Origin of the sequence: Chryseobacterium sp. MYb264 (assembly GCF_035974275.1) — a bacterium.
Taxonomy (GTDB): Bacteria; Bacteroidota; Bacteroidia; order Flavobacteriales; family Weeksellaceae; genus Chryseobacterium.
In genome coordinates, this window is record NZ_CP142422.1 from 1,435,904 (window position 1) to 1,459,981 (window position 24,078).

25 protein-coding genes are annotated in these 24,078 nt (G+C 34.4%); 11 read left to right on the forward strand and 14 right to left on the reverse strand.

What is annotated here, in order from left to right:
• Positions 1–134: 134 nt before the first annotated feature.
• The 4 genes from VUJ46_RS06105 to VUJ46_RS06120 all read right to left on the reverse strand — a co-directional run bounded on the left by VUJ46_RS06105 (position 135) and on the right by VUJ46_RS06120 (position 1,971).
• Entirely contained in the window at positions 135–485 is a 351-nt protein-coding gene (locus tag VUJ46_RS06105; protein WP_326984117.1) for a hypothetical protein, read from the reverse strand.
• 53 nt (positions 486–538) lie between these two features.
• Entirely contained in the window at positions 539–835 is a 297-nt protein-coding gene (locus tag VUJ46_RS06110) for a type II toxin-antitoxin system RelE/ParE family toxin (RefSeq protein WP_326984118.1), read from the reverse strand.
• Positions 816–1,163 (reverse strand): hypothetical protein, encoded by a 348-nt coding sequence (locus VUJ46_RS06115; RefSeq protein ID WP_326984119.1) that lies wholly within the window; start codon positions 1,161–1,163, stop codon positions 816–818. Before VUJ46_RS06115 ends, VUJ46_RS06110 begins: the two co-directional genes overlap by 20 nt.
• Before the next feature lie 97 nt (positions 1,164–1,260).
• Positions 1,261–1,971 (reverse strand): DUF6261 family protein, encoded by a 711-nt coding sequence (locus tag VUJ46_RS06120; RefSeq protein ID WP_326984120.1) that lies wholly within the window; start codon positions 1,969–1,971, stop codon positions 1,261–1,263.
• A gap of 355 nt (positions 1,972–2,326) precedes the next feature.
• Here VUJ46_RS06120 and VUJ46_RS06125 point away from each other — a divergent pair, with 355 nt between their 5' ends.
• The 3 genes from VUJ46_RS06125 (at position 2,327) to VUJ46_RS06135 (ending at position 4,732) form a co-directional block, all read left to right on the forward strand.
• The gene (locus tag VUJ46_RS06125) at positions 2,327–2,932 is read left to right on the forward strand and encodes a hypothetical protein (RefSeq protein ID WP_326984121.1); all 606 of its coding nucleotides are present in this window, start codon (positions 2,327–2,329) and stop codon (positions 2,930–2,932) included.
• A gap of 247 nt (positions 2,933–3,179) precedes the next feature.
• The gene (locus VUJ46_RS06130) at positions 3,180–3,530 is read left to right on the forward strand and encodes a hypothetical protein (protein WP_326984122.1); all 351 of its coding nucleotides are present in this window, start codon (positions 3,180–3,182) and stop codon (positions 3,528–3,530) included.
• A gap of 209 nt (positions 3,531–3,739) precedes the next feature.
• Positions 3,740–4,732 carry a hypothetical protein gene (locus tag VUJ46_RS06135; RefSeq protein ID WP_326984123.1) on the forward strand — a complete coding sequence of 331 codons (993 nt, stop codon included), beginning with the start codon at positions 3,740–3,742 and terminating at the stop codon, positions 4,730–4,732.
• 569 nt (positions 4,733–5,301) lie between these two features.
• Here the strand turns inward: VUJ46_RS06135 and VUJ46_RS06140 are convergent.
• The 6 genes from VUJ46_RS06140 to VUJ46_RS06165 all read right to left on the reverse strand — a co-directional run bounded on the left by VUJ46_RS06140 (position 5,302) and on the right by VUJ46_RS06165 (position 10,947).
• Positions 5,302–7,287 (reverse strand): urocanate hydratase, encoded by a 1,986-nt coding sequence (locus VUJ46_RS06140; protein ID WP_326984124.1) that lies wholly within the window; start codon positions 7,285–7,287, stop codon positions 5,302–5,304.
• A gap of 305 nt (positions 7,288–7,592) precedes the next feature.
• The gene (locus VUJ46_RS06145) at positions 7,593–8,009 is read right to left on the reverse strand and encodes an endonuclease domain-containing protein (RefSeq protein WP_326984125.1); all 417 of its coding nucleotides are present in this window, start codon (positions 8,007–8,009) and stop codon (positions 7,593–7,595) included.
• A gap of 167 nt (positions 8,010–8,176) precedes the next feature.
• Entirely contained in the window at positions 8,177–8,470 is a 294-nt protein-coding gene (locus tag VUJ46_RS06150; protein ID WP_326984126.1) for a hypothetical protein, read from the reverse strand.
• An 88-nt stretch (positions 8,471–8,558) separates the two neighbouring features.
• Complete coding sequence (locus VUJ46_RS06155; protein ID WP_326984127.1) at positions 8,559–9,536, reverse strand: 2-hydroxyacid dehydrogenase; 978 nt, start codon at positions 9,534–9,536, stop codon at positions 8,559–8,561.
• 174 nt (positions 9,537–9,710) lie between these two features.
• Entirely contained in the window at positions 9,711–10,106 is a 396-nt protein-coding gene (locus tag VUJ46_RS06160) for a DUF1801 domain-containing protein (protein WP_326984128.1), read from the reverse strand.
• Positions 10,107–10,293: 187 nt separating this feature from the next.
• Entirely contained in the window at positions 10,294–10,947 is a 654-nt protein-coding gene (locus VUJ46_RS06165; protein ID WP_326984129.1) for a protein-L-isoaspartate(D-aspartate) O-methyltransferase, read from the reverse strand.
• 134 nt (positions 10,948–11,081) lie between these two features.
• Between VUJ46_RS06165 and VUJ46_RS06170 the strand changes: the two genes are divergently transcribed.
• The 8 genes from VUJ46_RS06170 (at position 11,082) to VUJ46_RS06205 (ending at position 18,963) form a co-directional block, all read left to right on the forward strand.
• The gene (locus tag VUJ46_RS06170; protein ID WP_326984130.1) at positions 11,082–12,044 is read left to right on the forward strand and encodes a Gfo/Idh/MocA family protein; all 963 of its coding nucleotides are present in this window, start codon (positions 11,082–11,084) and stop codon (positions 12,042–12,044) included.
• A 251-nt stretch (positions 12,045–12,295) separates the two neighbouring features.
• Complete coding sequence (locus tag VUJ46_RS06175; RefSeq protein ID WP_326984131.1) at positions 12,296–14,026, forward strand: cellulase family glycosylhydrolase; 1,731 nt, start codon at positions 12,296–12,298, stop codon at positions 14,024–14,026.
• A 69-nt stretch (positions 14,027–14,095) separates the two neighbouring features.
• Positions 14,096–14,953 (forward strand): CGA/CIA family class A beta-lactamase, encoded by an 858-nt coding sequence (gene bla-A / locus VUJ46_RS06180; RefSeq protein ID WP_326984132.1) that lies wholly within the window; start codon positions 14,096–14,098, stop codon positions 14,951–14,953.
• Positions 14,954–15,004: 51 nt separating this feature from the next.
• On the forward strand, positions 15,005–15,880 hold the full coding sequence (gene bla-A, locus VUJ46_RS06185) for a CGA/CIA family class A beta-lactamase (RefSeq protein ID WP_326984133.1): 876 nt from the start codon (positions 15,005–15,007) through the stop codon (positions 15,878–15,880).
• 53 nt (positions 15,881–15,933) lie between these two features.
• The gene (locus VUJ46_RS06190) at positions 15,934–16,344 is read left to right on the forward strand and encodes a hypothetical protein (RefSeq protein ID WP_326984134.1); all 411 of its coding nucleotides are present in this window, start codon (positions 15,934–15,936) and stop codon (positions 16,342–16,344) included.
• A gap of 23 nt (positions 16,345–16,367) precedes the next feature.
• On the forward strand, positions 16,368–17,258 hold the full coding sequence (locus VUJ46_RS06195; protein ID WP_326985076.1) for a 3-hydroxybutyryl-CoA dehydrogenase: 891 nt from the start codon (positions 16,368–16,370) through the stop codon (positions 17,256–17,258).
• A gap of 107 nt (positions 17,259–17,365) precedes the next feature.
• Positions 17,366–18,682: a hypothetical protein gene (locus tag VUJ46_RS06200; RefSeq protein WP_326984135.1), complete on the forward strand. Its 1,317-nt coding sequence runs from the start codon at positions 17,366–17,368 to the stop codon at positions 18,680–18,682.
• Between the two features lie 38 nt (positions 18,683–18,720).
• Positions 18,721–18,963 (forward strand): hypothetical protein, encoded by a 243-nt coding sequence (locus VUJ46_RS06205; protein WP_267402570.1) that lies wholly within the window; start codon positions 18,721–18,723, stop codon positions 18,961–18,963.
• A 50-nt stretch (positions 18,964–19,013) separates the two neighbouring features.
• On the opposite strand, the gene VUJ46_RS06210 is transcribed toward VUJ46_RS06205, so the two are convergent.
• The 4 genes from VUJ46_RS06210 to VUJ46_RS06225 all read right to left on the reverse strand — a co-directional run bounded on the left by VUJ46_RS06210 (position 19,014) and on the right by VUJ46_RS06225 (position 24,029).
• Complete coding sequence (locus tag VUJ46_RS06210; protein WP_326984136.1) at positions 19,014–19,424, reverse strand: META domain-containing protein; 411 nt, start codon at positions 19,422–19,424, stop codon at positions 19,014–19,016.
• Positions 19,425–19,663: 239 nt separating this feature from the next.
• On the reverse strand, positions 19,664–22,066 hold the full coding sequence (pheT, locus tag VUJ46_RS06215) for a phenylalanine--tRNA ligase subunit beta (protein ID WP_326984137.1): 2,403 nt from the start codon (positions 22,064–22,066) through the stop codon (positions 19,664–19,666).
• A gap of 201 nt (positions 22,067–22,267) precedes the next feature.
• On the reverse strand, positions 22,268–22,993 hold the full coding sequence (locus tag VUJ46_RS06220) for a LytR/AlgR family response regulator transcription factor (protein WP_326984138.1): 726 nt from the start codon (positions 22,991–22,993) through the stop codon (positions 22,268–22,270).
• A gap of 4 nt (positions 22,994–22,997) precedes the next feature.
• Positions 22,998–24,029 carry a sensor histidine kinase gene (locus VUJ46_RS06225; RefSeq protein ID WP_326984139.1) on the reverse strand — a complete coding sequence of 344 codons (1,032 nt, stop codon included), beginning with the start codon at positions 24,027–24,029 and terminating at the stop codon, positions 22,998–23,000.
• Positions 24,030–24,078: the final 49 nt, after the last annotated feature.

Consider the following 24,078-nt stretch of genomic DNA (forward strand, 5'->3'; position numbering starts at 1 on the left):
AACTTGAAAATAATACTTTCCCTGATGATAAAATATCTAATGCTCTGTCATACTTTTCATAAAAATCTAATAAAACTTCATATGACCATTTATTCAGAAGATAATCTTCTATATTTTTCAAGTCCAAATCAGCACTAGATAATACCTCTATCTGCATCACTTTTGTACTTTTTTAAACGTTCATCTCTTTCTGATTTCCATGTTTCGAACGGTATTGTTCTCCCATTTTTAATATCTTCTTCTGCCCTTTTTAAAGACTCCAAAATCTCTTCCTTAGTTTCATTACGCCATTCTTTAATCTCTATCGTTTTAGAAATAACCAAAAGCTCTTCCGGTGTAAATCTTTTCTCCTTTAATTTTTTGAAAAAAGTAGGCTTCTTAATTCCGGACTTCTCAATAATATAAGACATTTTAAAAGGAGAATTTTTCAGAATCTCATCTATATTATTTTGAATTTCTATATATTTTTCTATTTCTGCTGTCATGATGGTCGGTATTTAAAAATTCTCTGTTTTATTATATTTAATAGTCTGTCCTACTATTTTAATGATTCGTAATTGTCTTCGGGTTTTTGGAAATTTTGAAGGATTCTGTGAATGTACAATACTTCATCTCCATAACTATAAATAATGGAATTATGTTTTGTAAGAAGATACTTATGAAAATAGGTGTCCTCATATTTTTGAAAGAGAACTTTCTTTTCCAACAATATTTTTACGGTTTCCTGAAATTTCTCAAAAAAGTCTTCCAAGACAGATACATCCCATTTTTCTAAAAGGTACGTTTCAATATTAAAAAGGTCTTGTTGTGCTTTATCAGATATTTCGTAACGCATCAGATTTATAATTTTCTATACGTTTTTTCATATTTGCCAAAACCACTTCACCCGGAATACCTTTTCCATTTTTAAAATCTTCCTCGCTCTGTTTTAAAGATGCTAAAATTTCCTCTTTCGTTTCGTTGCGCCACTGCTTGGGTTCAATCGTTTTAGAAATAACCAAAAGCTCTTCCGCCGTAAATCTTTTCTCCTTTAATTTCTTAAAAAATGTAGGGGTCTTAATTCCTGATTTCTCAATAATATAAGACATTTTGAAAGGAGAATTTTTCAGAATCTCATCCATATTATCTCGGATTTCGATGAATTTTTCTATTTCTGCTATCATTATTTTATGTTTTTAAATATCAATATTATATACAAATATAATCAATTCCGTTATTAAAGTAAAAAATAAAACCCGCATAAAGCAGGTTTTGAATGACTTATTTCTTACCGGAACTGTTGTTGCGGTCTCTCCTGTTGATATCAGAATTTCTTGCGGCTTTCACCAGCTCATTGGTGTCGCTGTAGAACAGTTTCCAGCCCGACACTTCTTTCATGACCGTTACAAGATGAATATACGCCTTCAGTGTTTTCTCCAGATCCTTTCGAATGGCCGATGCGCTGGTCATCTGCCGAAGATCAGCATTTGCTTCCGCCTGTTCTGCAAACATAGATTCAAAAGATTCATGCCTGTTTTTCATTTCCGCAAAAGCGGTCTCCAGAGAAAGAGCCTTTATCTTCTTTCGGTTTTCAGGCGTTTCTAATGCTTCAATCAGCTTTTTGATCTGAGCCGTCTGCGAAGAATAACTTAAACGATCCAGGTTCAGTCCAAACGTTTTAAATACGCTATACAAATCCCTAGCCGACTGATAATTCGGAACAGAACTCAGCATTCCATAGCCATAAAGAAATCCTTTGAAATTGGTGTATGCCAAATCTCTTTCACGATCTGCCGTAGCCACATCCGTTCCTTTTCCGCTATAGACCTGCTTCGTATACACCTTGTCGTATTCGGTATAAGAAGCTTCTAAAGCCGTTACAAGTGGATGATTGGTAATAACAGGATATTTTCCCGATTGAGAATTTGAAATAATTCTTTGTGCTAAAGTCGCAAGGTCTTTAGTACTTAGCCTAGCTAATGTAATTTTCATATTAAAATTGTGTTTTTATTATTAATTATGGCAAAATCATCATGAAACAAATATAAAAATTTAGTATTTAATTCCAAACAATATGTTGGAAATAAAGTACAGTTGTATTTTGTTACAAACAACCTTGTTTTAAATAAATGTAAAATGTATTTGATTACAAACAAGGTTGTTTTAGATAAATGTAATTTGTATTTGATGTAAAACAGAGGTGTTTGTAATGTTTGTAAAAAGTTTTTGGGTGGAAATAAAGATTGGGAATTGAAATAATTTTCCGTAGAAATACTTAAATTAATATAACACTAGTTTTATATATTTGAAGAAATCAAATATTATTAATTCTAAATTATACTAAAATATGACAATTGATTTTTATAATGAACTGCAAACCTTGTATGTAGCATTAACCAAGTATCCAAGCTATAGCGATTATTATTATAATGAAAATTATAAATGCTTTAATAATAATTATTTTTTTCTCAGAGGAGAAAGAACTGAATTTTTAGAAAAATTATCTGAAATTTCAATTATTGATATTTATTCAGATACATATAAGAAAGAAATGTTTTTTTCAGAAAAATACTTAAACCAGAAACTTATAACTTTCGATAAAGATCGTATTTGTATAATTGATGGTTTAGGTCAAATAATTTATTATTATATACTTCATATACTTAAAATCGAATTAGAAGAATTTATACAAGAATTAGAATCATCAAAAACAGATTTAAGAGGTTATGTAATATTTGATGATATTTATTTAAAATTTAATTATGTTGACTTTTTTGAACATTGGATAAAAAGATTCGAAGAAAATGAAAAAATGAAAATGTTAATTCATCTTTTCACTAAAACAAAGTCTAATGTTATTACATTAAATATTTCTGGAGAAATTGAAATAAATGAAAAAAAGATAAAAAAGTATTTAGATACTCTTAAAATATTCAATTATGATAAATTTTAATTTAACCCGCTAGCGCTAGCTTCCAAGCTCTTGCATCCATAAATAAGATGCTCGCACCAGCGTAAAAACAAATATTTTTCAATAGTTTAAAATAAAGAAACCTGCCTAAAAGCAGGTTTTACTCTTCGCAATAACAAATATTTAGGATATTTGCCTATAATTAGAAATCTGATTTTTTGGATTGCAATCCGTAAGCAAACATTAGCAGTAAAATCCATATATTTCATTTTAGAATTTTTAACAGCGTATGAATAAAAAGAGACTTTTAAAAATTATTGGGATTGTTTTTATACTATTTGCACTCTTCAGAATAATTAATCCTAATTACACGAAGAAAATTATTGTTCTTGATTGTTCAGAAGAGTATGAAATATCCGTGTTCGGTAGAGAGCATGAAGGATTTAGCTATCATAATTCTAAAATGGATGTTGCGAAATGCCTCTGTGGAAAATACATGATGACTAAAGAAAAGAAATATGAATCTGAAATCCGAAAAATTATTAACGAGTTTGATCTTGAAGACTCTGTATACAATAAGACAATTGAAAGGATTTGTGCCGACAGAGAGGAAGTATTCTTTTATTGGTATTATGAGTAGAAGCTTTATAACTACAAATCACCACTTCCAAAAATAAAAAACCTTCGAAGTAGGTTTTGTCCAATACTATCTTTTGATTTTATGAGCATGAATTCTCTTTAATATCATAAACTACATGATTGGTTTCCCTTTTATAATTAGGCTATATTTGCTAGTAATACATGAATTGTAATTTAAAATATTAAAAAAACTATAATTAACCATTGACTATGGAAAGACATACCATCAAGGAAGTTCATTTTTCAACATTAACCTGGGCAGGCGACTATCTGATAGACTGGGCACATTCAGGAACGATATTTTTACCCGATGGGCAGATTAAAAAGCTTGGAAATTATTATTTGGCATTCTCATTTGACAGTGCGATCAACTCTTCAGATGGCGTGTATTCAGTTGTTTATAAAAGACTTGGTACAAAAGGTCTTTTATTGAAGAATGGAGAAATCCTAAGGGAAATCAACAGATCTTATTATCATGCAGAAGTTTACGAATATCCTGTAGCATTTGCTAAACTTAATGACGGAAGAGATATTCTGATCCATTGCCCGAATGAATATAACAGATTGGAATTTGAAGAAGTTGAGACGGGATTGATATTGACCAACCATATTGATAGAGATCCCTCAGATTTTTTTCATTCGCGACTGGAAGTAAGTCCGGATAATAAGACTCTTTTAAGCAAAGGTTGGGCTTGGCATCCGTTTGATTATGTAGAAGTTTTTGATATTGAAGAATGTATTGAAAATCCCAAGGCTTTAGATCAAAGTAAACTTAACCCTGAAGTTAATACCGAAATAAGCACGGCAAGTTTTATTAATAATGAACTTGTACTCATCGGTGCCTCTAATGACATGGAACCCTTCGATGATAATTCCCCCGACCAACTTCAAAATGGGCAAATCGGTATATGGAATCTTACAACAAATACTGTCTCAGATATTATTAATCCTGAATGTGTTATCGGAGGAAACTTGATGATTATAGATGATACTTTCGCTTGGACTTTCTATGAACATCCAAAAATCATCAATTTTAGAACCGGAGAAATAGTTGATGAAATCAAAGAAATCTGGTCAGGTAAACAGGTTTCTTCTATCATTCATACTACCAAAGATTTACCTTTAATTTCATTAAACCCTAAGACCAGACAAATTGCCATCGGTAGAGATGACACTATTGAATTCCTTGCTAAATCGATATGAAAAAGTTTTAAAACAAACGCTCATCCACAAAATTCGGAAGCATTACTTTCAGATTGGGTTCTGCTTCCATGGCCCTTTTGATGGCAAAAACAGCGCCTTCATTTCTTGCCCAGCTTCGTCGAGAGATTTCACTTGAACGTGCAGAAATTCCCCTCCTTTGGAGGGGTGGATTCGACCAAAGAGAGAAGACGGGGTGGTCTGTACGGAAACTAAATAAAGTAGTGATAAACCACCCCGTCAAAAATTCTTCGAATTTATGCCACCCCTCCAATGGAGGGGAATTTTTATTTAAAACAAACGCTCATTCACAAAATTCGGAAGTGTAACTTTCAGATTGGGTTCTGCTTCCATGGCTCTTTTGATGGCGAAAACAGCGCCTTCATTTCTTGCCCAGCTTCGTCGAGAGATTTCACTTGAACCTGCAGAAATTACCCTCCTTTGGAGGGGTGGATTCGACCAAAGGGAGAAGACGGGGTGGTCTGTACGAAAACTAAATAAAGTAGTGATAAACCACCCCGTCAAAAATTCTTCGAATTTATGCCACCCCTCCAATGGAGGGGAATTTTTATTTAAAACAAACGCTCATCCACAAAATTCGGAAGCGTTACTTTCAGATTGGGTTCTGCTTCCATTGCTCTTTTGATGGCGAAAACAGCACCTTCATTTCTTGCCCAGCTTCGTCTTGAAATTCCGTTGTTCACGTCCCAGAAAAGCATCGATTTTAATCTTCTGTCGGCATCATCGGTTCCATCGAGCAACATTCCGAAACCTCCGTTGATGACTTCGCCCCATCCAACGCCACCTCCATTGTGAATGGAAACCCACGTTGCCCCACGGAAACTGTCGCCAATCACATTGTGAATCGCCATATCTGCCGTGAATCTCGAACCGTCATAAATATTGGAAGTCTCTCTGTATGGCGAATCCGTCCCCGAAACATCGTGATGATCTCTACCTAAAACTACCGCTCCGATTTCACCATTTTTAATGGCTTTATTGAAAGCTTCTGCGATTTTCATTCTTCCTTCTGCATCAGCGTATAAAATTCTTGCTTGTGAACCAACAACCAATTTATTTTCCTGGGCACCTTTAATCCACTGGATATTATCCTTCATCTGCTGTTGGATTTCTTCAGGAGAATTTTTTATCATTTCCTCTAAAACCTGGCAGGCAATTTCGTCTGTTTTCTGTAAATCTTCCGGTTTTCCGCTTGTACAAACCCAACGGAAAGGTCCGAAACCATAATCAAAACACATTGGTCCCATAATATCCTGAACATAAGAAGGGAACTTAAATTCTCTTCCTAACGTAGGATTTTCCGCCATGACATCGGCTCCGGCTCTTGATGCTTCCAACAAAAATGCGTTTCCGTAATCGAAGAAATAGGTTCCTTTTTCTGTATGCTTGTTAATGGCCGCCGCGTGTCTTCTCAACGTTTCCTGAACTTTCTCTTTGAACAATTCCGGATCTTCAGCCATCATGGCATTAGACTCTTCAAACGTTTGTCCGACAGGATAATAACCACCTGCCCAAGGATTGTGAAGTGAAGTCTGGTCTGAACCAATATCGATTCTTAAACCTGCCACAGCAAATTTTTCCCAAACCTCAACAATATTTCCTAAATACGCCAACGAAACCGTTTCCTGACTTTCCTGAGCTTCTTTGACTCTTTCTACCAGTTCATCAATGTTTTCATGAATTTCATTCACCCATTTCTGATCGTGACGGATTTTGGTAATCTTAGGATTGACTTCTGCAATCACCGTAACGCAACCCGCAATATTTCCTGCTTTTGGCTGAGCTCCGGACATTCCGCCTAATCCTGACGTTACGAATAATCCTCCCTTTGGTTCTTTATTAATTTTTCTGAACGCATTCAACACCGTAATCGTCGTTCCGTGAACAATCCCTTGCGGACCGATGTACATATAAGATCCAGCCGTCATTTGTCCGTATTGCGTCACACCCAACGCATTGAATTTCTCCCAATCATCAGGTTTAGAATAATTCGGAATCATCATTCCGTTAGTTACAACGACTCTTGGAGCATCTTTGTGAGACGGGAACAATCCCATCGGATGCCCGGAATACATGGTTAATGTTTGTTCGTCTGTCATTTCAGACAGATATTTCATCGTTAAAAGATACTGTGCCCAGTTCGAGAACACCGCGCCGTTTCCACCATAGGTAATTAATTCATGAGGATGCTGTGCCACGGCATAATCCAGGTTATTCTGAATCATCAGCATAATTGCTTTTGCCTGCTCCGATTTCCCGGGATATTCTGCAATATCTCTCGCTTTCATCTCGTAATCCGGACGAAAACGATACATATAAATTCTTCCGTATTTTTCTAGTTCTTCCTTAAATTCCGGTAATAATTCCGCATGAAACTTGGGTTCGAAGTAACGTAAAGCATTTTTCAATGCCAGTTTTTTCTCCTCTTCGCCTAAAATCTCCTTTCTTTTCGGAGCATGGTTGATATTGGTTTCGTATGGTTTTGGCTGCGGCAATTGGTTGGGAATACCCTGCTGTATCTGTTCCTGGAATGTCATATGGCAGTTTAAAGTTCTATGTTTAACGTTAAAAGTTATTTGAAAATTCAAAGTTTTAAAGATATTCAATTTGGAAAACTCGTGCAAATAATGTGTGAAAATTCAATGGCGTACTGAATTCCCCTCCTTTGGAGAGGTGGCGAAAATTCTTCGAATTTTTGCCGGGGTGGTTTTGAGAAGATTATTATAATAAATGATTAGTTATTGTATTTCTTTAAACCACCCCGTCTTCTCCTTCCAGTCGAATCCACCCCTCCAAGGGAGGGGAATTTTCACACCGCTAAAAAGTTTATGGATAATTTGATTTAGTATTTATAATTTTCAATAATGAAATCTTCTAAATCCGTCATGACAACGGATAAATTATTTTTCACATCAAAATCTTTAATTCTGAAAATTTTTAATCCTAAAGATTCAAGATAAATTTCTCTTACTTCGTCATATACTTCTTTATTGTCATGACTCCAACCATCGATTTCAATGATTAATCCTAAATTTTTCACATAAAAATCAACAATAAAATTTCCGATGATTCTTTGTCTGTCGAAATCTATTTGATGAAATGTTTTGGAACGAACTTGTCTCCAAAATAAAACTTCACTAAGAATTCCAGCTTTTCGTTTTCCGCTAAGCAAGGGTTTTAATTTTGGATTGTAGGGTAAATTTTCTATAAAGTTCTTGTAGATGAGAATTCCATTGATTTCAGTTAAATTTTCTTTCATCACTTTTGTTTTTAATTGTTTGTGTTTTATTGAACCACCCCGTATTCTTCCTTCGGTCGAATCCACCCCTCCAAGGGAGGGGAATTTTTGTGGTTGAAAATGTATATAAATTTAACAAAAAAACCTCACTGAAATTCAGCAAGGTCATTTATATAAAGTGAGAACTTTTAAGTTAAAACATCATCATTTTCTTCTTCGTGGTCGTCATCATTATCACTTAAGCTCCAGTAATTATTTTCTTCATCTTCGGAACCAATTTCTTCCATATCATCATCGTCATCAACTCCCGGAATATCCAATCCTTTATCTATTTTGTCATCATCTTCATTTTCATTAAAAATAGGATGTCCGTCGCCATCTAAAGGAATATGTTTTTCCTGATTGAAAATATCTTCGTTCGGATTATAATCCATTTGTTCCAATTTTCTTTCCTGTTCTTTAGGATTATCTTCTGCTATCATAATATTAATATTTTAGTGTAATTTTTAATCCTCAAAAATGATTCCAAGCTCGATCAAAAGGAAAATTTAAATAAAATTTTAATATTTACTAATTATTATACACTTCAGGATTCGCACAATGCGGAAGCTTATCTCCTTTTGAATAGGCAATAATATTTTCAGCGGCTAATCTCGCCATTCCGTCGCGGGCTTCAATAGTCGCAGAACCGATATGTGGCAGTACACAAACATTGGAAAGCTCCAGAATAGGGTCGTCTTTGAAAATCGGTTCAGGATTCGTTACGTCCAGTCCCGCGCCCCAGATTTTATGTTCAGCCAATGCGTCATACAGATCTTTCTGATTATGGAAACCACCTCTCGCCGTGTTTATAAAAATAGCGTTCGGTTTCATTTTTTCGAAGATAGAAGCGTTGAACAATTCTTTTTGTTCAGGTCTGAAATTCGCATGAATACTTAAAACATCCGATTGCTCGATGAGTTCATCAAATGAAACATATTTTGCATTAAGCTCTCTTTCCGCTTCTTCATTATGATGGCGATTGTGATAAATAATATTCATATCAAACGCTTTTTGAGCCTTTTTAGCCATTTCAAAACCGATTCTTCCCAATCCAAAAATCCCTAATGTTTTTCCGTATAATTCCTGACCTAGCGCATGAAGCGGATCAAAATCGCCCCAATTTCCGCTCTTTACTTTTTCAAAATTAAAACTCGCTCTTCTTGCAACCGATTGCATTAATAAAAAGGCAACATCGGAAGTCGCTTTGCTTAATACATCCGGTGTATTCCCAATTGGGATATGTCTTTGATTGGCTTCTTTAATATCCACATGATCAAATCCCACAGAATACAAAGCAATTGTTTTGATATTCGGACATTCATTGAAGAAATCCTGATCGTATTTAAATGCACCTCCAACGCTTAAAATCGCATCATTTTCTTTGCAGTAGCTTAGCCATTCATCATGTGATAAAGTATCATGTTCGGGGATGAATACTTCTAATCCCGCATCTTTCAGCATGTTAATTCCTATTTCGGGAATTCTTTTGTTTACGAAAACTTTCATTCTATTTTGTTTATTATTTTGATTATTATTCTCAAATAAAAAACCTCACTCCTAAAAAAGTAAGGTTCTGTTTAACTTTAATATATAAAAATTGATTGTCATTCAAAATGCTCATTATTATTAAATAAATTCTAATTTTTGAATTCAATTATCATTCCGAACCTTTCTTAAAATTTATTTTTTTATCAGAATCAGCTCTCCTTTTCTTTTGACAAGATTTTTATAATCCCATTGAATTTCCTTTGATTTTTCAAGACTTTTTTTAATATCATTTTCATTCACTTCAGCAATATTATTATAAAAAACCGAAGCGTCCTGAAATTTTTCGCCATTGATATTTAAGAATTCTTCATTAAAAGATTTTCCGCTCCAAAACATCAGTCGAATTCCTTTCTTTTGCTTGCTGTATCCTACAATTGGGTTTTCATCAAGAAACCAAACGGGATGAGCATGCCAGATTTTAGATTCCGCATCAGTCAGATTTTCATTGATGAGCTCTGATAATTTTTCGCAAATCATCTGATCAGATTCTGATTGAGAAGTATTATAATTTTGGATATCGGAATTCATTTTACCTTAATTATCCTATAAAATTATGAAATAATCCTGTAAAAATAAGTTTAGGCTAAAGCCAAACCACGAAAATTTGATTATGCAAACGGGCTAAAGCCCGTTCCTATTGATATGATAAACAACTGGTGTTTGAGACCAGCGCGCCTAACAATTCTTTATAGATTCTTCACTTTTCTAAACAATATTATTGATTTGTGCTTCCCAACATCGGTACAAATTTATACGCTCCAAATTCTTCTTTTTCAAATTCTGTGGGAGAAACTTTGGTAAATCGGTATAAAACCTGTTCATCGGTCGGGCCTAATGGAATCACCATTTTTCCGCCTACTTTCAATTGTTTTAATAATTCCGTGGGTAAAACAGAAGCGCCGCAGGTCACAATAATCCTGTCAAAAGGTGCAAAAGTCGGAAGCCCGGCAAAACCATCCCCAAAGCTCTGAAATTTTGGATAGAGATTCATTTCGCGAAGTTTTTTCTTTGAAAAATCAAAAAGATCTTTTTGTCTTTCAACCGTGTAAACATGGGCTTTCATTGCTAATAGAACAGCAGTCTGATAACCACAACCCGTTCCGATTTCAAGAACTTTTTCGCCTTCTCTTACCTGCAACAGTTCAGACTGTTCGGCAACGGTAGACGGATGTGAAATGGTTTGATGTGCCAAAATCGGGAAGGCACGGTCTTCATAGGCATAATCTTCAAAAATACTTTCGATAAAAAGGTGTCTCGGTACCTGATTCATTGCCGAAAGTACACGTTCATCAGAGATTCCGATCCTGTTTCGGAGATAATCTACTAAAATCTTTCTTTTTCCTTTATGTACAAACGAATCCTGCGTCATTTAGAGGGTAGCTATTAGGTTATAGGTTACAGTTTTTACAAAAATAAAAAAACATTCATAATTTATCAACCTAAAACCTATCATCTATTGCCCAATACCTAAAATCATTATCTTTACAGAAATTTAATACAGCTATGTTAAAAGCAGGTTTGGTAGGAGCCGGACATTTAGGAAAAATACATTTACGACTTCTGAATCAATCAGATAAATATGAATTTGTAGGTTTCCATGATAAAGATGTAGAAAACGGAAAAAAATTAGAGGCCGAATTCGGATATAAATATTTTGAAAATTTTGATGATTTGCTGGATCAGATCGATATGCTGGATATCGTGACCCCCACGCTTTATCATTATGATTATGCGTTAAAAGCGATTGAAAAAGGTCTTCACTTTTTCATTGAAAAACCAGTAACGCAAACGCTTGAACAGGCTGAAGAAATTCTTCGTAAATGTCAGGAAAACGGGATTAAGGCACAGGTTGGGCACGTGGAAAGATATAACCCCGCATTTATCGCGACAAAGGAATATATTAAAGATCCCATGTTTATTGAAATCCACAGACTGGCAGAATTCAATCCTCGCGGAACGGATGTTTCTGTGGTTTTAGATCTGATGATTCACGATCTGGATATTTTATTAAGCATCGTCAAATCTAAAGTTAAAAATATTCATGCAAGCGGCGTTTGTGTCGTGAGTAAAACTCCGGATATTTCCAATGCAAGAATTGAGTTTGAAAACGGCTGTGTTGCTAATCTTACGACTTCAAGAATTTCGATGAAAGGCATGCGAAAAAGTCGTTTTTTCCAGAAAGACGCTTATATTTCAGTTGATTTCCTTGAGAAAAAAGCAGAAGTGATCCGAATGAAAGATGCGCCTGAGCACCCTACTCCATTTGATATGATTATTGAAAATGCAGAAGGTGAAAAGAATCAGATCTTGTTTGAATATCCAAATATTCAGTCGAATAATGCGATTTTGGATGAATTAAATTCTTTTGCAGATTCTATTACGGAAGATAAGCATGTGGAAGTTTCGATTGAAGACGGAACGGAAGCTTTAAAAATAGCATTACAGATTATGAAATTGATTTCTTAACCTGAAATCTTTATTCATTTTATATTGATATCAACGAGCTGTTTCGGGAATGAAGCAGCTCGTTTTATTTTAGCTTACCTCTTAATTTAATAGATGAAATTATTTATAACATCTAAAGTATCAAATATTTATTAATTATTTCTTCTGCGTTATTTTTTTAATTTCTATTCAATAATTTTTAAATATATTTGTCAATACTTTAAAAAGTATTCTTTTAAAAACCCCTACTATTCAAATAAATTAAAACGACTATGAAAAGATCCATTCTATTATCCGCTTTATTATTGTCTCAATTTGGGACATCGCAATTATTAAAAACGGATGGTCAAAAAATTGTTAATGATAAAGGTGAAAACATTCAGCTCAGAGGTCTCGGATTGGGAGGATGGATGCTGCAGGAAGGCTATATGCTGAAAACGGCGGATTTTGCCGGTCCACAATACAAAATCAAAGAAAAAATTGCTGAACTGATCGGTAAAGACGGAATGGAAAACTTCTATAAAGCCTATCTGAAAAACGGTATCACGAAGCAGGATATTGATTTTCTGAAGAAAGCAGGTTTCAATTCAATCAGGCTTCCGATGCATTATAATCTGTATACTTTACCGATTGAAAAAGAGCCAGTAAAAGGACAAAATACCTGGCTGGAAGAAGGTTTTAAAATGACAGATGATCTTTTGAAATGGTGCGCCGACAATAAATTGTATCTAATCCTCGATCTTCACGCCGTGCCTGGCGGACAGGGAAATGACGTCAATATTTCTGATAATGATAAATCTAAACCATCACTTTGGGAAAGCGAAGAAAATCAGAAAAAGACCATTGCTCTTTGGAAAAAATTAGCAGAAAGATATAAAAATGAACCTTGGATTGGTGGGTATGATTTAATAAATGAACCCAACATTAATTTCACAGGAAAAAACCCGAACGGAACGGATGAAATGTCGAATGCTCCGCTTTGGAAGCTGCAAAAAGATATTACAGAAGCCATTCGTACGGTTGATCAAAAACACATCGTTATTCTTGAAGGAAACGGCTGGGGAAATAATTATAACGGACTGACGCCACTCTGGGATAGAAATCTGGTATTCAGCTTTCATAAATATTGGAATAATAATGACGATGCTACTTTAAAATCTATTTTAGATTTAAGAGAAAAGCATAATATCCCGATTTGGCTGGGAGAAACGGGAGAAAATTCCAACGTTTGGTTTACAGAATTGATTCAACTTTTGGATCAACATAATATCGGTTACGCGTTCTGGCCAATGAAGAAAATTGATAATATTGCAGGAATTACCAACGTAAAAATTACACCTGAATATCAGAAATTATTAGATTACTGGAAAAATGGCGGTGAAAAACCATCTAAAGAATTCGCAACAAAAGCTTTGATGAAAATTGCTGACAATTATAAATTCAGCAATACGGAAGTTAAAAATGATGTGATTGATGCGATGTTCAGACAAACGACGGATAATTCCACAAAACCATTTAAAAATAATGTCGTTCCGGGAAGAGTTTTCGCTTCCGAATATGATTTGGGAAGAATAGGTTCTGCCTATCAGGATAATGATTACGTGAATCTTTGGGTGAGCGATCCTGCTAAAAGATCTGAATGGAACTCGGGGAATCAAATGAGAAATGACGGTGTAGACATTTACCTTTGTCATGATAAAATCACCAACAAATATTATGTCGGAAAAACTGAAAAAGGAGAATGGCTTCAGTATACCATCAATGCAAAAGCCGATAAAGCCTATGGTTTTGACCTCAGATATTCGAGCAATAACAACGCAAAGATCAGAATTGAAGATGCATCCGGAAAGCAACTGGCTACTTTTTCTCTGAATTCCACTGGCGGAAATGAAATTTGGAAAACCGTTTCCGCAAAAGGTCTGAAGCTTAAAAAAGGAGAAAACAAGATCAGAATTATCTTTGAAAACAACGGGATTAATCTCAATTACTTTGAAGTCAAATAAAAAATAAATCTTAAATTGCAATCCCTTTTAAAAGCTAAAAGGGATTTAATTTTTAGGTAAAATACACTTATGAAAAAGTTAATGTTCCTGTTTCTCTTTGGGTCTGTATTCACATTTGCCCAATCCCCTATTGATCAAAAGATCATCTCAATTATTAAAGAAAAGAAAGCAACGGTAGGTGTCTCGGTTTTGGGATTTGAAAATGGATTCAAATACAATAAAAACGGAGAAAAAAAACTTCCGATGCAAAGCGTTTTCAAATTCCACATTGCTGCAGCGGTTTTAGATTATGTAGATAAGGGAAAGCTTTCTTTGGATCAGCAAATCCCATTAAACAAATCCAATTTACTCGAAAATACCTGGTCGCCGCTTCGGGATAAATATCCCAACGGCGGCGTTGAAGTTCCTTTGAGTGAAATTATTGAGCAAACTGTAGCCTTTAGTGACAATAACGGATGCGATATTCTTCTCAAACTGATTGGCGGAACAAAAACGGTACAGAATTTTATGAATTCAAAGAAGGTAAAAAATTTCCAGATCAAATTTAATGAAGAGCAGATGCATAAGGACTGGAATGCACAATACCAGAATTACACCACCACAAGTTCTGCTGTTCAGACCTTAAAAAAATTCTATGATGGTAAGCTTCTTTCGAAAAAATCTACCGATTATCTGATGAGAATTATGTTATCCACCTCTACAGGTCTCAATAAAATGGTAGAACAGCTTCCTAAAGGAACGCCGGTCGCGAGAAAAACGGGAGCTTCAGGAAAAAATAAAGATGGATTGACCGGAGCTGAAAATGAAATAGGAATTGTAAGCCTGCCTAATGGAAAACACTATGCATTAGCCGTATTTGTAAGCGATTCCAAAGAAGCCGATACTGTAAATTACAAAATGATCTCTGATATTTCGAAAGTAGTCTGAGATTATTTTAATAAATAAAATTTTAAGCCTATTTTTAAAGCAAAAATTATTGTGATGAAAATAGGCTTATTTTTTGTTCTGATGTCAACCTTTACTTTTGCCCAGAATTCGACTCTGGATCACAAGATTAATTCTATTGTTAAGGGTAAAAAAGCTACGGTGGGAGTTTCTGTTTTAGGCTTTGAAAATAACTTTAAATACAATAAAAATGGTGATAAAAATCTGCCGACCTTAAGTGTTTTTAAGTTTCATATTGCCTGCGCTGTCCTGGATTTGGTGGACAAAGGAAAATTTTCACTCAATCAGAAATATACATTAAAAGAATCTGAATTATTAGCAAACACCTGGTCGCCCATCAGAAAGAAATATCCAAAAGGAGACGTAACCCTGAGTTTAGATGAAATTATCGACTATACCGTAAGTGGGAGTGATAATAACGGCTGCGACTTTTTATTAAAATTAATTGGAGGCACGCAAACCGTTCAAAAATTCATCGATTCTAAAGGGATAAAAGGTTTTCAGATCAAAGTGAATGAAAATGAAATGCATAAAGACTGGAAAAATCAGTATAAAAACTACAGTACCACAAGCTCTGCCGTTACTTTACTTAAAAAATTCTATGAAGGAAAAATACTTTCCAAAAAATCGACCGCATATCTTTACGATATTATGCTGAAGACTTCCACCGGAACCAATAAATTGAAAGAGCAGTTGCCAAAAGGCAGTATTGCCCATAAAACGGGATCTTCCGGAAAATATGATAGTGATTTAACGGTGGCTGAAAATGACATGGGAATTATCACTTTACCCGATAAAAAACATTATGCCATTGCTGTATTCATCAACGATTCCACAGAACCGGAAGCTATAAACTGCAAAATGATTTCAGACATTTCAAAGACGGTTTATGACTATTTTAATAAGTAAAATTTAAAGCTTACTTTTAAAGCTGTAAAATCTTTATTAAAGTAGGCTTTATTATGAAAAATATATTTTTAGCCATTTTCATTTTGTTTTCTGCCCTTTTGTGGGCCCAAAAAGGACAAAACTATTTGCAAATTGGCTACAGCAGTATTTGTTGCGGCACTCCATCGGTAGATCCTGTAAAGAATTATATCTACCAGTTTCAAAAGAAAAACAAGATAAAATCTATTGAAGTTCTGAAACAATCCGGCCTTGGAAGAGAGGGTGAATTTAATTTATATATCCAGATTGATCAGCTTTCAAAAACCCAGAAGCCATCTTTTATCAAGGGGCTTCAGGCAGCAGTACTTGCCCAGAATTCAAAAAGAAAACAAAATCAGGATGGGATCGTTCATTTTGAGGAAATCACCATTGTATCCAAGCAAGATCTTATCAACACAAAAAATATAACCATTTACAAAAAATAATTTTAACTAAATAAGGAAAAATGATCAAAAACATTGTAGTTATCGGAGCCGGAACCATGGGAAATGGTATCGCACATACTTTTGCACAAAGCGGCTTTAAAGTAAACTTGGTAGATGTATCCCAAGAGGCTTTAGACAGAGGCCTGAAAACCATTACTACGAATCTTGACAGAATCATTGCAAAGGGTAACCTTACTGAAGAACAAAAAGCAGAAACTTTAGGAAATATCACCACTTTCACGGCTTTAAAAGATGCTGTAGGATCCGCGGATCTTGTTGTGGAAGCAGCTACCGAAAATCAGGAATTGAAGTTAAAAATTTTCGCTCAGATGGACGAATTGGCGCCTGAAAACTGTATTTTAGCTACTAATACGTCATCAATTTCTATTACAAAAATTGCTGCTGCTACTAAAAGAGCTGATAAAGTGATTGGAATGCACTTTATGAATCCCGTTCCAATCATGAAATTGGTTGAAATTATTAAGGGATATTCTACATCTAAAGAAACTTTTGACAGCATTTACGAAATGAGCAAAACATTAGGTAAAGTTCCTGTAGAAGTTAATGATTATCCGGGATTCGTGGCGAACAGAATTTTAATGCCAATGATTAATGAGTCTATAGAAACCCTATACAACGGTGTAGCGGGCGTTGAAGAGATTGATACGGTAATGAAGTTGGGAATGGCTCACCCGATGGGACCTCTTCAATTGGCAGATTTTATCGGTCTTGATGTTTGTTTAGCGATCCTAAACGTAATGTATGACGGTTTCAAAAATCCTAAATATGCACCCAACCCATTATTGGTAAACATGGTAATGGCAGGGAAATTGGGCGTAAAATCGGGTGAAGGTTTCTACGATTATTCTGAAAGTAAAAAAGCGGAAAAAGTGGCAACAATGTTTTCAAAATAAGAAAAGTTAGTAACTGAATAGTCAATAGTTAATTTTTAAAATTGACATGAAATAATTCATTCCTATGAAAATTGACTTGCATTGTAAAAATTCACTACTTTTCGTCGATGAAATTTAAAGAAAAATATATCCAGATATCAATGGTCATCATTACTTTAGTGATGACCATTTTACGTTTCCTACTGAACGAAAAAGGAAGAGTGAGTCCAGACTCCATACGATATATGAGATTCGCGCACGGCCTTCCGGAAATTGACAATACAATCACACCTTTGGGCTATCCGGCTGTCATAAAATTTTTCACTTTTTTTAGTCTTGACGAGTTTTGGAGTAGTAAACTAATAGGAATCTTAGCATTTATTTTTATTATTTTATTTGCCTGGAAGAAAAATTTCTATTTTAAAGAGACGATTGTTTTAAGTTCATTATTTAGTTTCATCTCGATTTATGCTTTCACGATGAGTGAGGCTCTAACATTACCTTTTGTACTGCTTCTACTCTACTCCGCCATGCTTGTTATCAAAGATAAAATAGGGAAGAAAGAAGGCATTATTTATGTTTCATTAAGCTTAATTGCTATTTATAATATCCGATATACCGGACTTTTTATTGTAGGAGGAACCGGACTTTTCGGATTGCTTTACTGGAAAAGAAAATTTGCCTTAAGCTTCATCATTTCAGGAATTATAGGTTTTGCTTTTATTGTTCTGTATAAATTCCTGTTTATTGACTATTTTACGGACGATTATATTGGTCAAAACCTGAACATGAACCTGCACACCACTCCTGAACTTTTAGTAGAGTTATTTCAAGGTTTATGTACAACCTTTAATCCTTTTGTTCATATTGCTAACCCAGGCGGTGGAATCATTAATTACGGAATTTATGGGATCGGATTATTAAATATACTTTTAATCATATTCCTGTTTATCAAGAAAAAACTTTCGGAGACAGAATCTTTTTTCATCGTGATTGGAGTTTCTGCCATTGTGTGCTCTTATTTTGTCCAGTATTTTTATTCTGTCAATGCGATAGACTACCGACTGATGGCGCCTTTCAGCTTTCCGATCTGGCTGGTTTATTTCAAAAAAATGTTCCAAATCTTTAATACAAAAGTGTATGTGATCGGATTTTTAAGTTTAATGACAGGAATGGCCTTCACGTGGCTTTCCAAGGGCAATTATTTTGAAAACAGAAAAGCAGCAAAAGAATTTTTACAGGCTGAAAAATTAGATAAAGTACCTTTACAATTTTATCTTGAAAAAGAAGAAGACCTTGAAAAAATTCAGGTTGCCGAATTATTGAGTACTGTAAATCCTCAAATCAGAGTGACTTTCAAACCGGAAGACAGTCTTAAGAAAACAACCTTAACACGTTACAAAGTTTTACAAAAAATTAAAATCGACAAGAACAAATATCAATAATTTTATTATCTTTGATTTAAAGTTAAAACATTAAAAAAATGAAATTACCAAAGTTTTTATTAGCAGATAATTCGGAATTTCCAGAAGATTTATTCGTGGTTCATACAGAATACCCAAGATTTATCTTAAACGTAGAAGAAGAAGAAGTTGAGTGGTTAGATGATTTGGAAGGTGATGATGAAGAAACGATGGCAGATGAGGCTACTAAAGTGGTAGAAGCTGCTTTCAAATGGTGCGATGAAGAATTAGCTAAGTACGACGAAGAGGAGGACGAAGAATAATTTAACCCATCAAAACATAAAAAAGGAACTCAAATTGAGTTCCTTTTGTTTTATTCTGCTTTATTGAATTTCAATAGTAAAAGATTGTCTTTGTACAGCTCCAATGTATTTCCTGAAACTACATATTTATTGGCTTTACCAACCATATCCATGAAATTTTTCTCAACACTCATATTGTCACAAGCCATTTTCGTTGATCCTAATGCACCTGCAGAAAAATTACCGCTTGAAGGGTCTACTTTTGCAGTTCCGAAGTAATTATTGCAGCCCGCATTTCCATTGATTTTTTCTCCTTCAATATTAAGTGACGGAACTTTACCTTTTACATTGTCAGCCAAAGTCCATTTTGTATTGGATAATGAGGGCTGAGCTTTACCAACCTTTGAAGCGGATGCACTTGTCATTGTCCCACAAGATGCTAAGATTACAGCCGCACCTATACTTAAAAAAAGATTTTTCATTTTTCCTATATTGATTTAAACCAAATTTACGTAAATTAAATTATTAAAATGGTTTCTTATGAATTTTATTACTCCTTAAGATACCGATTGATTAAGAGTCTTTTAAATTTCAATGTAATAAGTTATAAGTTAAAACATTTGTCTTTTAAACAAAAAATTAAGCAGCAGAAAGCCGATCAGGGATAAAAAAACAAAAAACGGACTTTAAAAGCCCGTTTCTATGATATATTTTAATAAAATTATCCTCTTAATTCAGCACCAAATTCTTTTTCAAAAGATTTGATTAAAGAATCCATTACAGAAGCAATTTCTTTTTCTTCCAATGTTTTTTCTTCATTTAGAAGTTCAAAACTCATGGCGTAAGATTTCTTACCTTCAGGAAGATTTTTTCCTTCATAAACATCAAATAAGTTGATATTTTTAATATAAGGAGATTTGTTCTTTTTAGCTGTCTGATAAAGATCCTGATAGTTTACATTCTTATCAATCAGTAACGCTAAATCTCTTCTGATCTTATTGAATTTAGGAATATCTTTGAACTTCAATTCGTTTTTAGAACGCAATTCCTGAGCATATTCCAACTCTATTTCAGCATAGAAACATTCCTGATCGATATCAAAATCTTTCATTAACTGAGGAGCCACTTTTCCGATTCTTACCAAAGCTTTACCATCAGCTTCATACGCCAAGGCGTCAGAAAATCTTTCGTCAGACAAAGCAACTTCTTTATAATCAATTGCTAATCTTTCCAATAAAACTTTTACATAAGCTTTTAAGTTATAGAAACTTGTCGCAGATTTTGGCTGCAACCAGTTTTCAGCAACTTCTCTACCGGAAACAAGGATTGCCAATTGTTTTCTTTCCTCGTATTTCTCTCTTTTATGGTAAATTTTTCCAAATTCGAAAAACTTAATATCCTGATTTTTTCTGTTGATATTGTAGATCGCATTTTGCAAAAGACCTTCTAATAAAGACTTTCTCATGAATGCTAAATCTCCACTTAGAGGATTCAACAATTTCACAGCATCCGTTTCATCTTTTACAGAAGTTAATGAGTTATTCATCACTTCATTGAAACCTAAGCTTTGCAATGTTCTTGCCCAGTTATTTTCCAATTCGTCCTGATCGTTTGCACTTAATTTTACAGGTGTGAATGAAATTTTCTGCGGAGCATCAATTTTATTATATCCGTAAATTCTTAGAATCTCTTCAATAACGTCGATTTCTCTTGTAACATCCGCTCTGTAAGCCGGAACTGAGATTTCCAGACCATTCTGAATTTCGTTTAAAACCTGAATTTCTAGCGCTTTCAAAATTTCTTTTACTTTCTCTCTGTGAATTTTTGTTCCTAAAATCTGTTCGATTTTTGAGAATCTGATGATCACATAATTATCTTCCAGTTTCTTTGGATATTCTTCCAGCAAATCACCAACCAATTGTCCTTCAGCCAATTCCTGAATCAATTTGATAGCATGTGTGATTGCCGTTCTTGTAATATTAGGATCCACCCCTCTTTCAAATCTGAAAGACGCATCTGTATTTAAACCATGGAATTTAGCTCCTTTTCTCACCGCTACCGGATTGAAATAAGCACTTTCCAGGAAAATAGTTTTTGTTTCATTAGAAACCCCGGAATGGGCGCCACCGAAAACTCCGGCAATACACATTGGGTTATCTTTTCCGTCTTTGATCATGATCTCAGAACCATTCAATGTTCTTTCAATTCCATCCAACGTTGTGAATTTTGTCCCTTCTTTTACGGTTCCTACTTTCACTTTTTTATCTGCAATTTTATCTGCATCAAAAGCATGAAGCGGCTGTCCGAAACCATGAAGAATATAGTTGGTAATATCTACAACGTTGTTGATAGGGCTTAATCCGATCGCTTTTAATCTGTCTTTCAACCAAGCCGGAGACTCCGCCACTTTTACGTTTTCAATAACCGCTCCGATATATCTCGGTGTAAGCTCCGCATCTTCAACTTCTAATGTGAAATCGTGAGAACCTTCGTTGTTAAGAGCAACAGAAGACACTTTTTCAAAAGTAGATTTTTGCTGATTGGTCGATAAAAAAGCATACAAATCTCTTGCGACACCATAATGAGACATCGCATCGGTTCTATTTGGCGTTAAACCAATTTCAAAAACCTCATCGTTTGACAATTCAAAATAATCTGCGAAATTTTTTCCCACTTCATATTTTTCCTCATCCAACACCATAATACCACCGTGATCATCGCTAAGACCAAGCTCATCTTCTGCACAAATCATCCCCTGAGAAATCTCACTTCTGATCTTTGCTTCTTTTATTTCAAAAAAGTTTCCGGTTTTATCATAGATTTTAGTTCCGACAACAGCTACAGGAACCGTTTGACCAGCTTCCACATTCGGAGCTCCACAAACGATATTTAATACTTTCCCGTTTCCTACATCTACTGTTGTTTTCTTTAATTTGTCTGCATTCGGATGTTTTTCGCAAGTTAAAACCTTACCTACAACAATTCCTTCCAAGCTTCCTTTTACGCTTTCAAATTTTTCTATCCCTTCAACTTCAAGACCAATATCCGTAAGGAATTCACCGATTCTTTCAGTTTTCAATTCCGATTTGATAAAGTCTTTCAGCCAGTTGTTTGATATTTTCATTTGCTCAATCTATTTTTTAATTGGTCTCATGAAACTTAGTCGTTTCACCAGATCATTTTATTAAGGTTCTAAAACCTCTACTTATTTTGAAATTTTGCTCGAATTTTTCGCGCTACAAATATCGTGTTTTTTCGAGAAATAACGAAATTTATATGGGATAACAATTTCAAATTTATTTGTTATAGAAGTCATAAAAATAGTTTAGAGACTTTTCCCTTCGATATAATCCATCAGGGTTTTCTTATAATTGGGAGCAATAACAATCTGCTGATTTCCGATCACGATATGATTTCTCTCAATAGCTTCAATTTTATTCAAACCAATGATAAACGATCTGTGAACCCTCATAAAATCTTCAGAAGGTAATTCTTCTTCCAACTTTTTAAGGCTCATCAGCGTTAAAACTGGTTTAGGATTATCTTTCAGGTAAATTTTTACATAATCCTTTAATCCTTCGATATAAAGCACTTCTGAAAAATCTATTTTCACCTGTCGGTATTCAGATTTCACAAAGATAAAATCCGGCTTCTTTTCTGTTTTTGGAGGCGAGACCGACTGTAAAGATTCAAAATGAACTCGTGCTTTATGAGCCGCACTGAGAAACTCATTATAATCAAAAGGTTTCAGAAGATAATCCAACGCATTTACCTTATAACCGTCGATTGCATACTGTTCGAAAGCTGTCGTGAAGATCACTTTACTTCTCGACGGAATCATTTTTGAAAATTCCAGTCCGGTAAGATCCGGCATCTGAATATCAAGAAAAAAAAGGTCTATTTCACTTTGTTCATCGCAAAACCTCATTGCCTCCACTGCACTGCTGCATTTCGCTTTCAGTTCCAGAAAAGGAGTTTTCAAAACATAGCTTTCAATTAATTGCAAAGCCATCGGTTCGTCATCAGCGATCAAACAAGTTATTTTTCTCATCTTTTTACTTGATTTTCAGTTTCATTTCCGCAATATACATTCCGTTATTGAGATGGGAATGGAACTCATATTTTTCAGGATACAGTAAATTTAGTCTTTTCTTCAGATTTTCAACGCCGATTCCCGAACCGCTTTTATCGGTATCTGTTTTAGGAAAATTGGAATTTGAAGCCATAAAAAGAATTTCTTCATCTTCATTAATTTCCATTTTAAAGCTGATATCTGAATGTTGTGTTGCTGAAACTCCATGTTTAAAAGCATTTTCAACTACCGAAATAAAAAGCAAAGGTGCAATTTCCACATTTGGAATTTTCGGAGGAAAACTGGTGTAGACTTTCGTATTATCATTCAGACGAAGCGTCATCAATTCAATATATTTATTCAAAAAATCAATTTCTTCAGAAAGTGTGATCTTCTCAACATCTGTTTTGTACAACAAATGTCGCATTAATTTACTCAAACTGTGAATACTATGTTTTGCTTTATCAGGCGCAAAATCGATCAGTGAATAAATATTGTTTAATGCATTAAAGAAAAAATGTGGCTGTAATTGATATTTAAGGTGTTGAAGTTCAGATTTCAACTTAATATTATCAGCTTCACGCTTCATTTCTTCGGCCTGCTTCATTCTCTGCCCGGAATTGATCGCAATTGAAAAGGCAACAGGAATTAAATAGGTCATAAAATCCATGAAATAAATAAATCCATCAGGCGGTCTTCTGCCTCCTCCACCTCTTGGTCTTGGGGTATCTATTAACTGAAAAATCTGCTGTTTTAAGATGATCAATACGATAATTAAAACCACATTAAAAGCAATAAAATGAAATTTTTTATCGGTATACAGCCAATTGATCAGGAAAAAGTAATTAATATAAAAGATAACGGCTAAAAAAATCAACTGCATCCAAAAGTGCTTGAAAAGCTCCAGCCAATTTCCGTCTGACCCCAGCGAAAATGCTGCGGGAAGAAAGAAAAGAACCAGCCATATCAGCAAATGAATACTGATTTCCAGCTTTTTATTTTTAATATTAATCATTTCGTTCTTTTGTTTTTACATTTTTCATCAGCTAAAATTTAAACTTGTT

Coding starts and splice junctions, on each gene's coding strand:
- VUJ46_RS06210 (WP_326984136.1), bottom strand. CDS start 19,424: ATGAAAAATCTTTTTTTAAGTATAGGTGCGGCTGTAATCTTAGCATCT.
- VUJ46_RS06105 (WP_326984117.1), bottom strand. CDS start 485: ATGACAGCAGAAATAGAAAAATATATAGAAATTCAAAATAATATAGAT.
- VUJ46_RS06225 (WP_326984139.1), bottom strand. CDS start 24,029: ATGATTAATATTAAAAATAAAAAGCTGGAAATCAGTATTCATTTGCTG.
- VUJ46_RS06155 (WP_326984127.1), bottom strand. CDS start 9,536: ATGAAAGTTTTCGTAAACAAAAGAATTCCCGAAATAGGAATTAACATG.
- VUJ46_RS06170 (WP_326984130.1), top strand. CDS start 11,082: ATGTTAAAAGCAGGTTTGGTAGGAGCCGGACATTTAGGAAAAATACAT.
- VUJ46_RS06125 (WP_326984121.1), top strand. CDS start 2,327: ATGACAATTGATTTTTATAATGAACTGCAAACCTTGTATGTAGCATTA.
- VUJ46_RS06200 (WP_326984135.1), top strand. CDS start 17,366: ATGAAATTTAAAGAAAAATATATCCAGATATCAATGGTCATCATTACT.
- VUJ46_RS06150 (WP_326984126.1), bottom strand. CDS start 8,470: ATGATAGCAGAAGATAATCCTAAAGAACAGGAAAGAAAATTGGAACAA.
- bla-A (WP_326984132.1), top strand. CDS start 14,096: ATGAAAAAGTTAATGTTCCTGTTTCTCTTTGGGTCTGTATTCACATTT.
- VUJ46_RS06110 (WP_326984118.1), bottom strand. CDS start 835: ATGCGTTACGAAATATCTGATAAAGCACAACAAGACCTTTTTAATATT.
- VUJ46_RS06190 (WP_326984134.1), top strand. CDS start 15,934: ATGAAAAATATATTTTTAGCCATTTTCATTTTGTTTTCTGCCCTTTTG.
- VUJ46_RS06140 (WP_326984124.1), bottom strand. CDS start 7,287: ATGACATTCCAGGAACAGATACAGCAGGGTATTCCCAACCAATTGCCG.
- VUJ46_RS06220 (WP_326984138.1), bottom strand. CDS start 22,993: ATGAGAAAAATAACTTGTTTGATCGCTGATGACGAACCGATGGCTTTG.
- VUJ46_RS06120 (WP_326984120.1), bottom strand. CDS start 1,971: ATGAAAATTACATTAGCTAGGCTAAGTACTAAAGACCTTGCGACTTTA.
- VUJ46_RS06160 (WP_326984128.1), bottom strand. CDS start 10,106: ATGAATTCCGATATCCAAAATTATAATACTTCTCAATCAGAATCTGAT.
- VUJ46_RS06205 (WP_267402570.1), top strand. CDS start 18,721: ATGAAATTACCAAAGTTTTTATTAGCAGATAATTCGGAATTTCCAGAA.
- VUJ46_RS06145 (WP_326984125.1), bottom strand. CDS start 8,009: ATGAAAGAAAATTTAACTGAAATCAATGGAATTCTCATCTACAAGAAC.
- VUJ46_RS06165 (WP_326984129.1), bottom strand. CDS start 10,947: ATGACGCAGGATTCGTTTGTACATAAAGGAAAAAGAAAGATTTTAGTA.
- VUJ46_RS06175 (WP_326984131.1), top strand. CDS start 12,296: ATGAAAAGATCCATTCTATTATCCGCTTTATTATTGTCTCAATTTGGG.
- VUJ46_RS06130 (WP_326984122.1), top strand. CDS start 3,180: ATGAATAAAAAGAGACTTTTAAAAATTATTGGGATTGTTTTTATACTA.
- pheT (WP_326984137.1), bottom strand. CDS start 22,066: ATGAAAATATCAAACAACTGGCTGAAAGACTTTATCAAATCGGAATTG.
- VUJ46_RS06115 (WP_326984119.1), bottom strand. CDS start 1,163: ATGATAGCAGAAATAGAAAAATTCATCGAAATCCGAGATAATATGGAT.
- VUJ46_RS06135 (WP_326984123.1), top strand. CDS start 3,740: ATGGAAAGACATACCATCAAGGAAGTTCATTTTTCAACATTAACCTGG.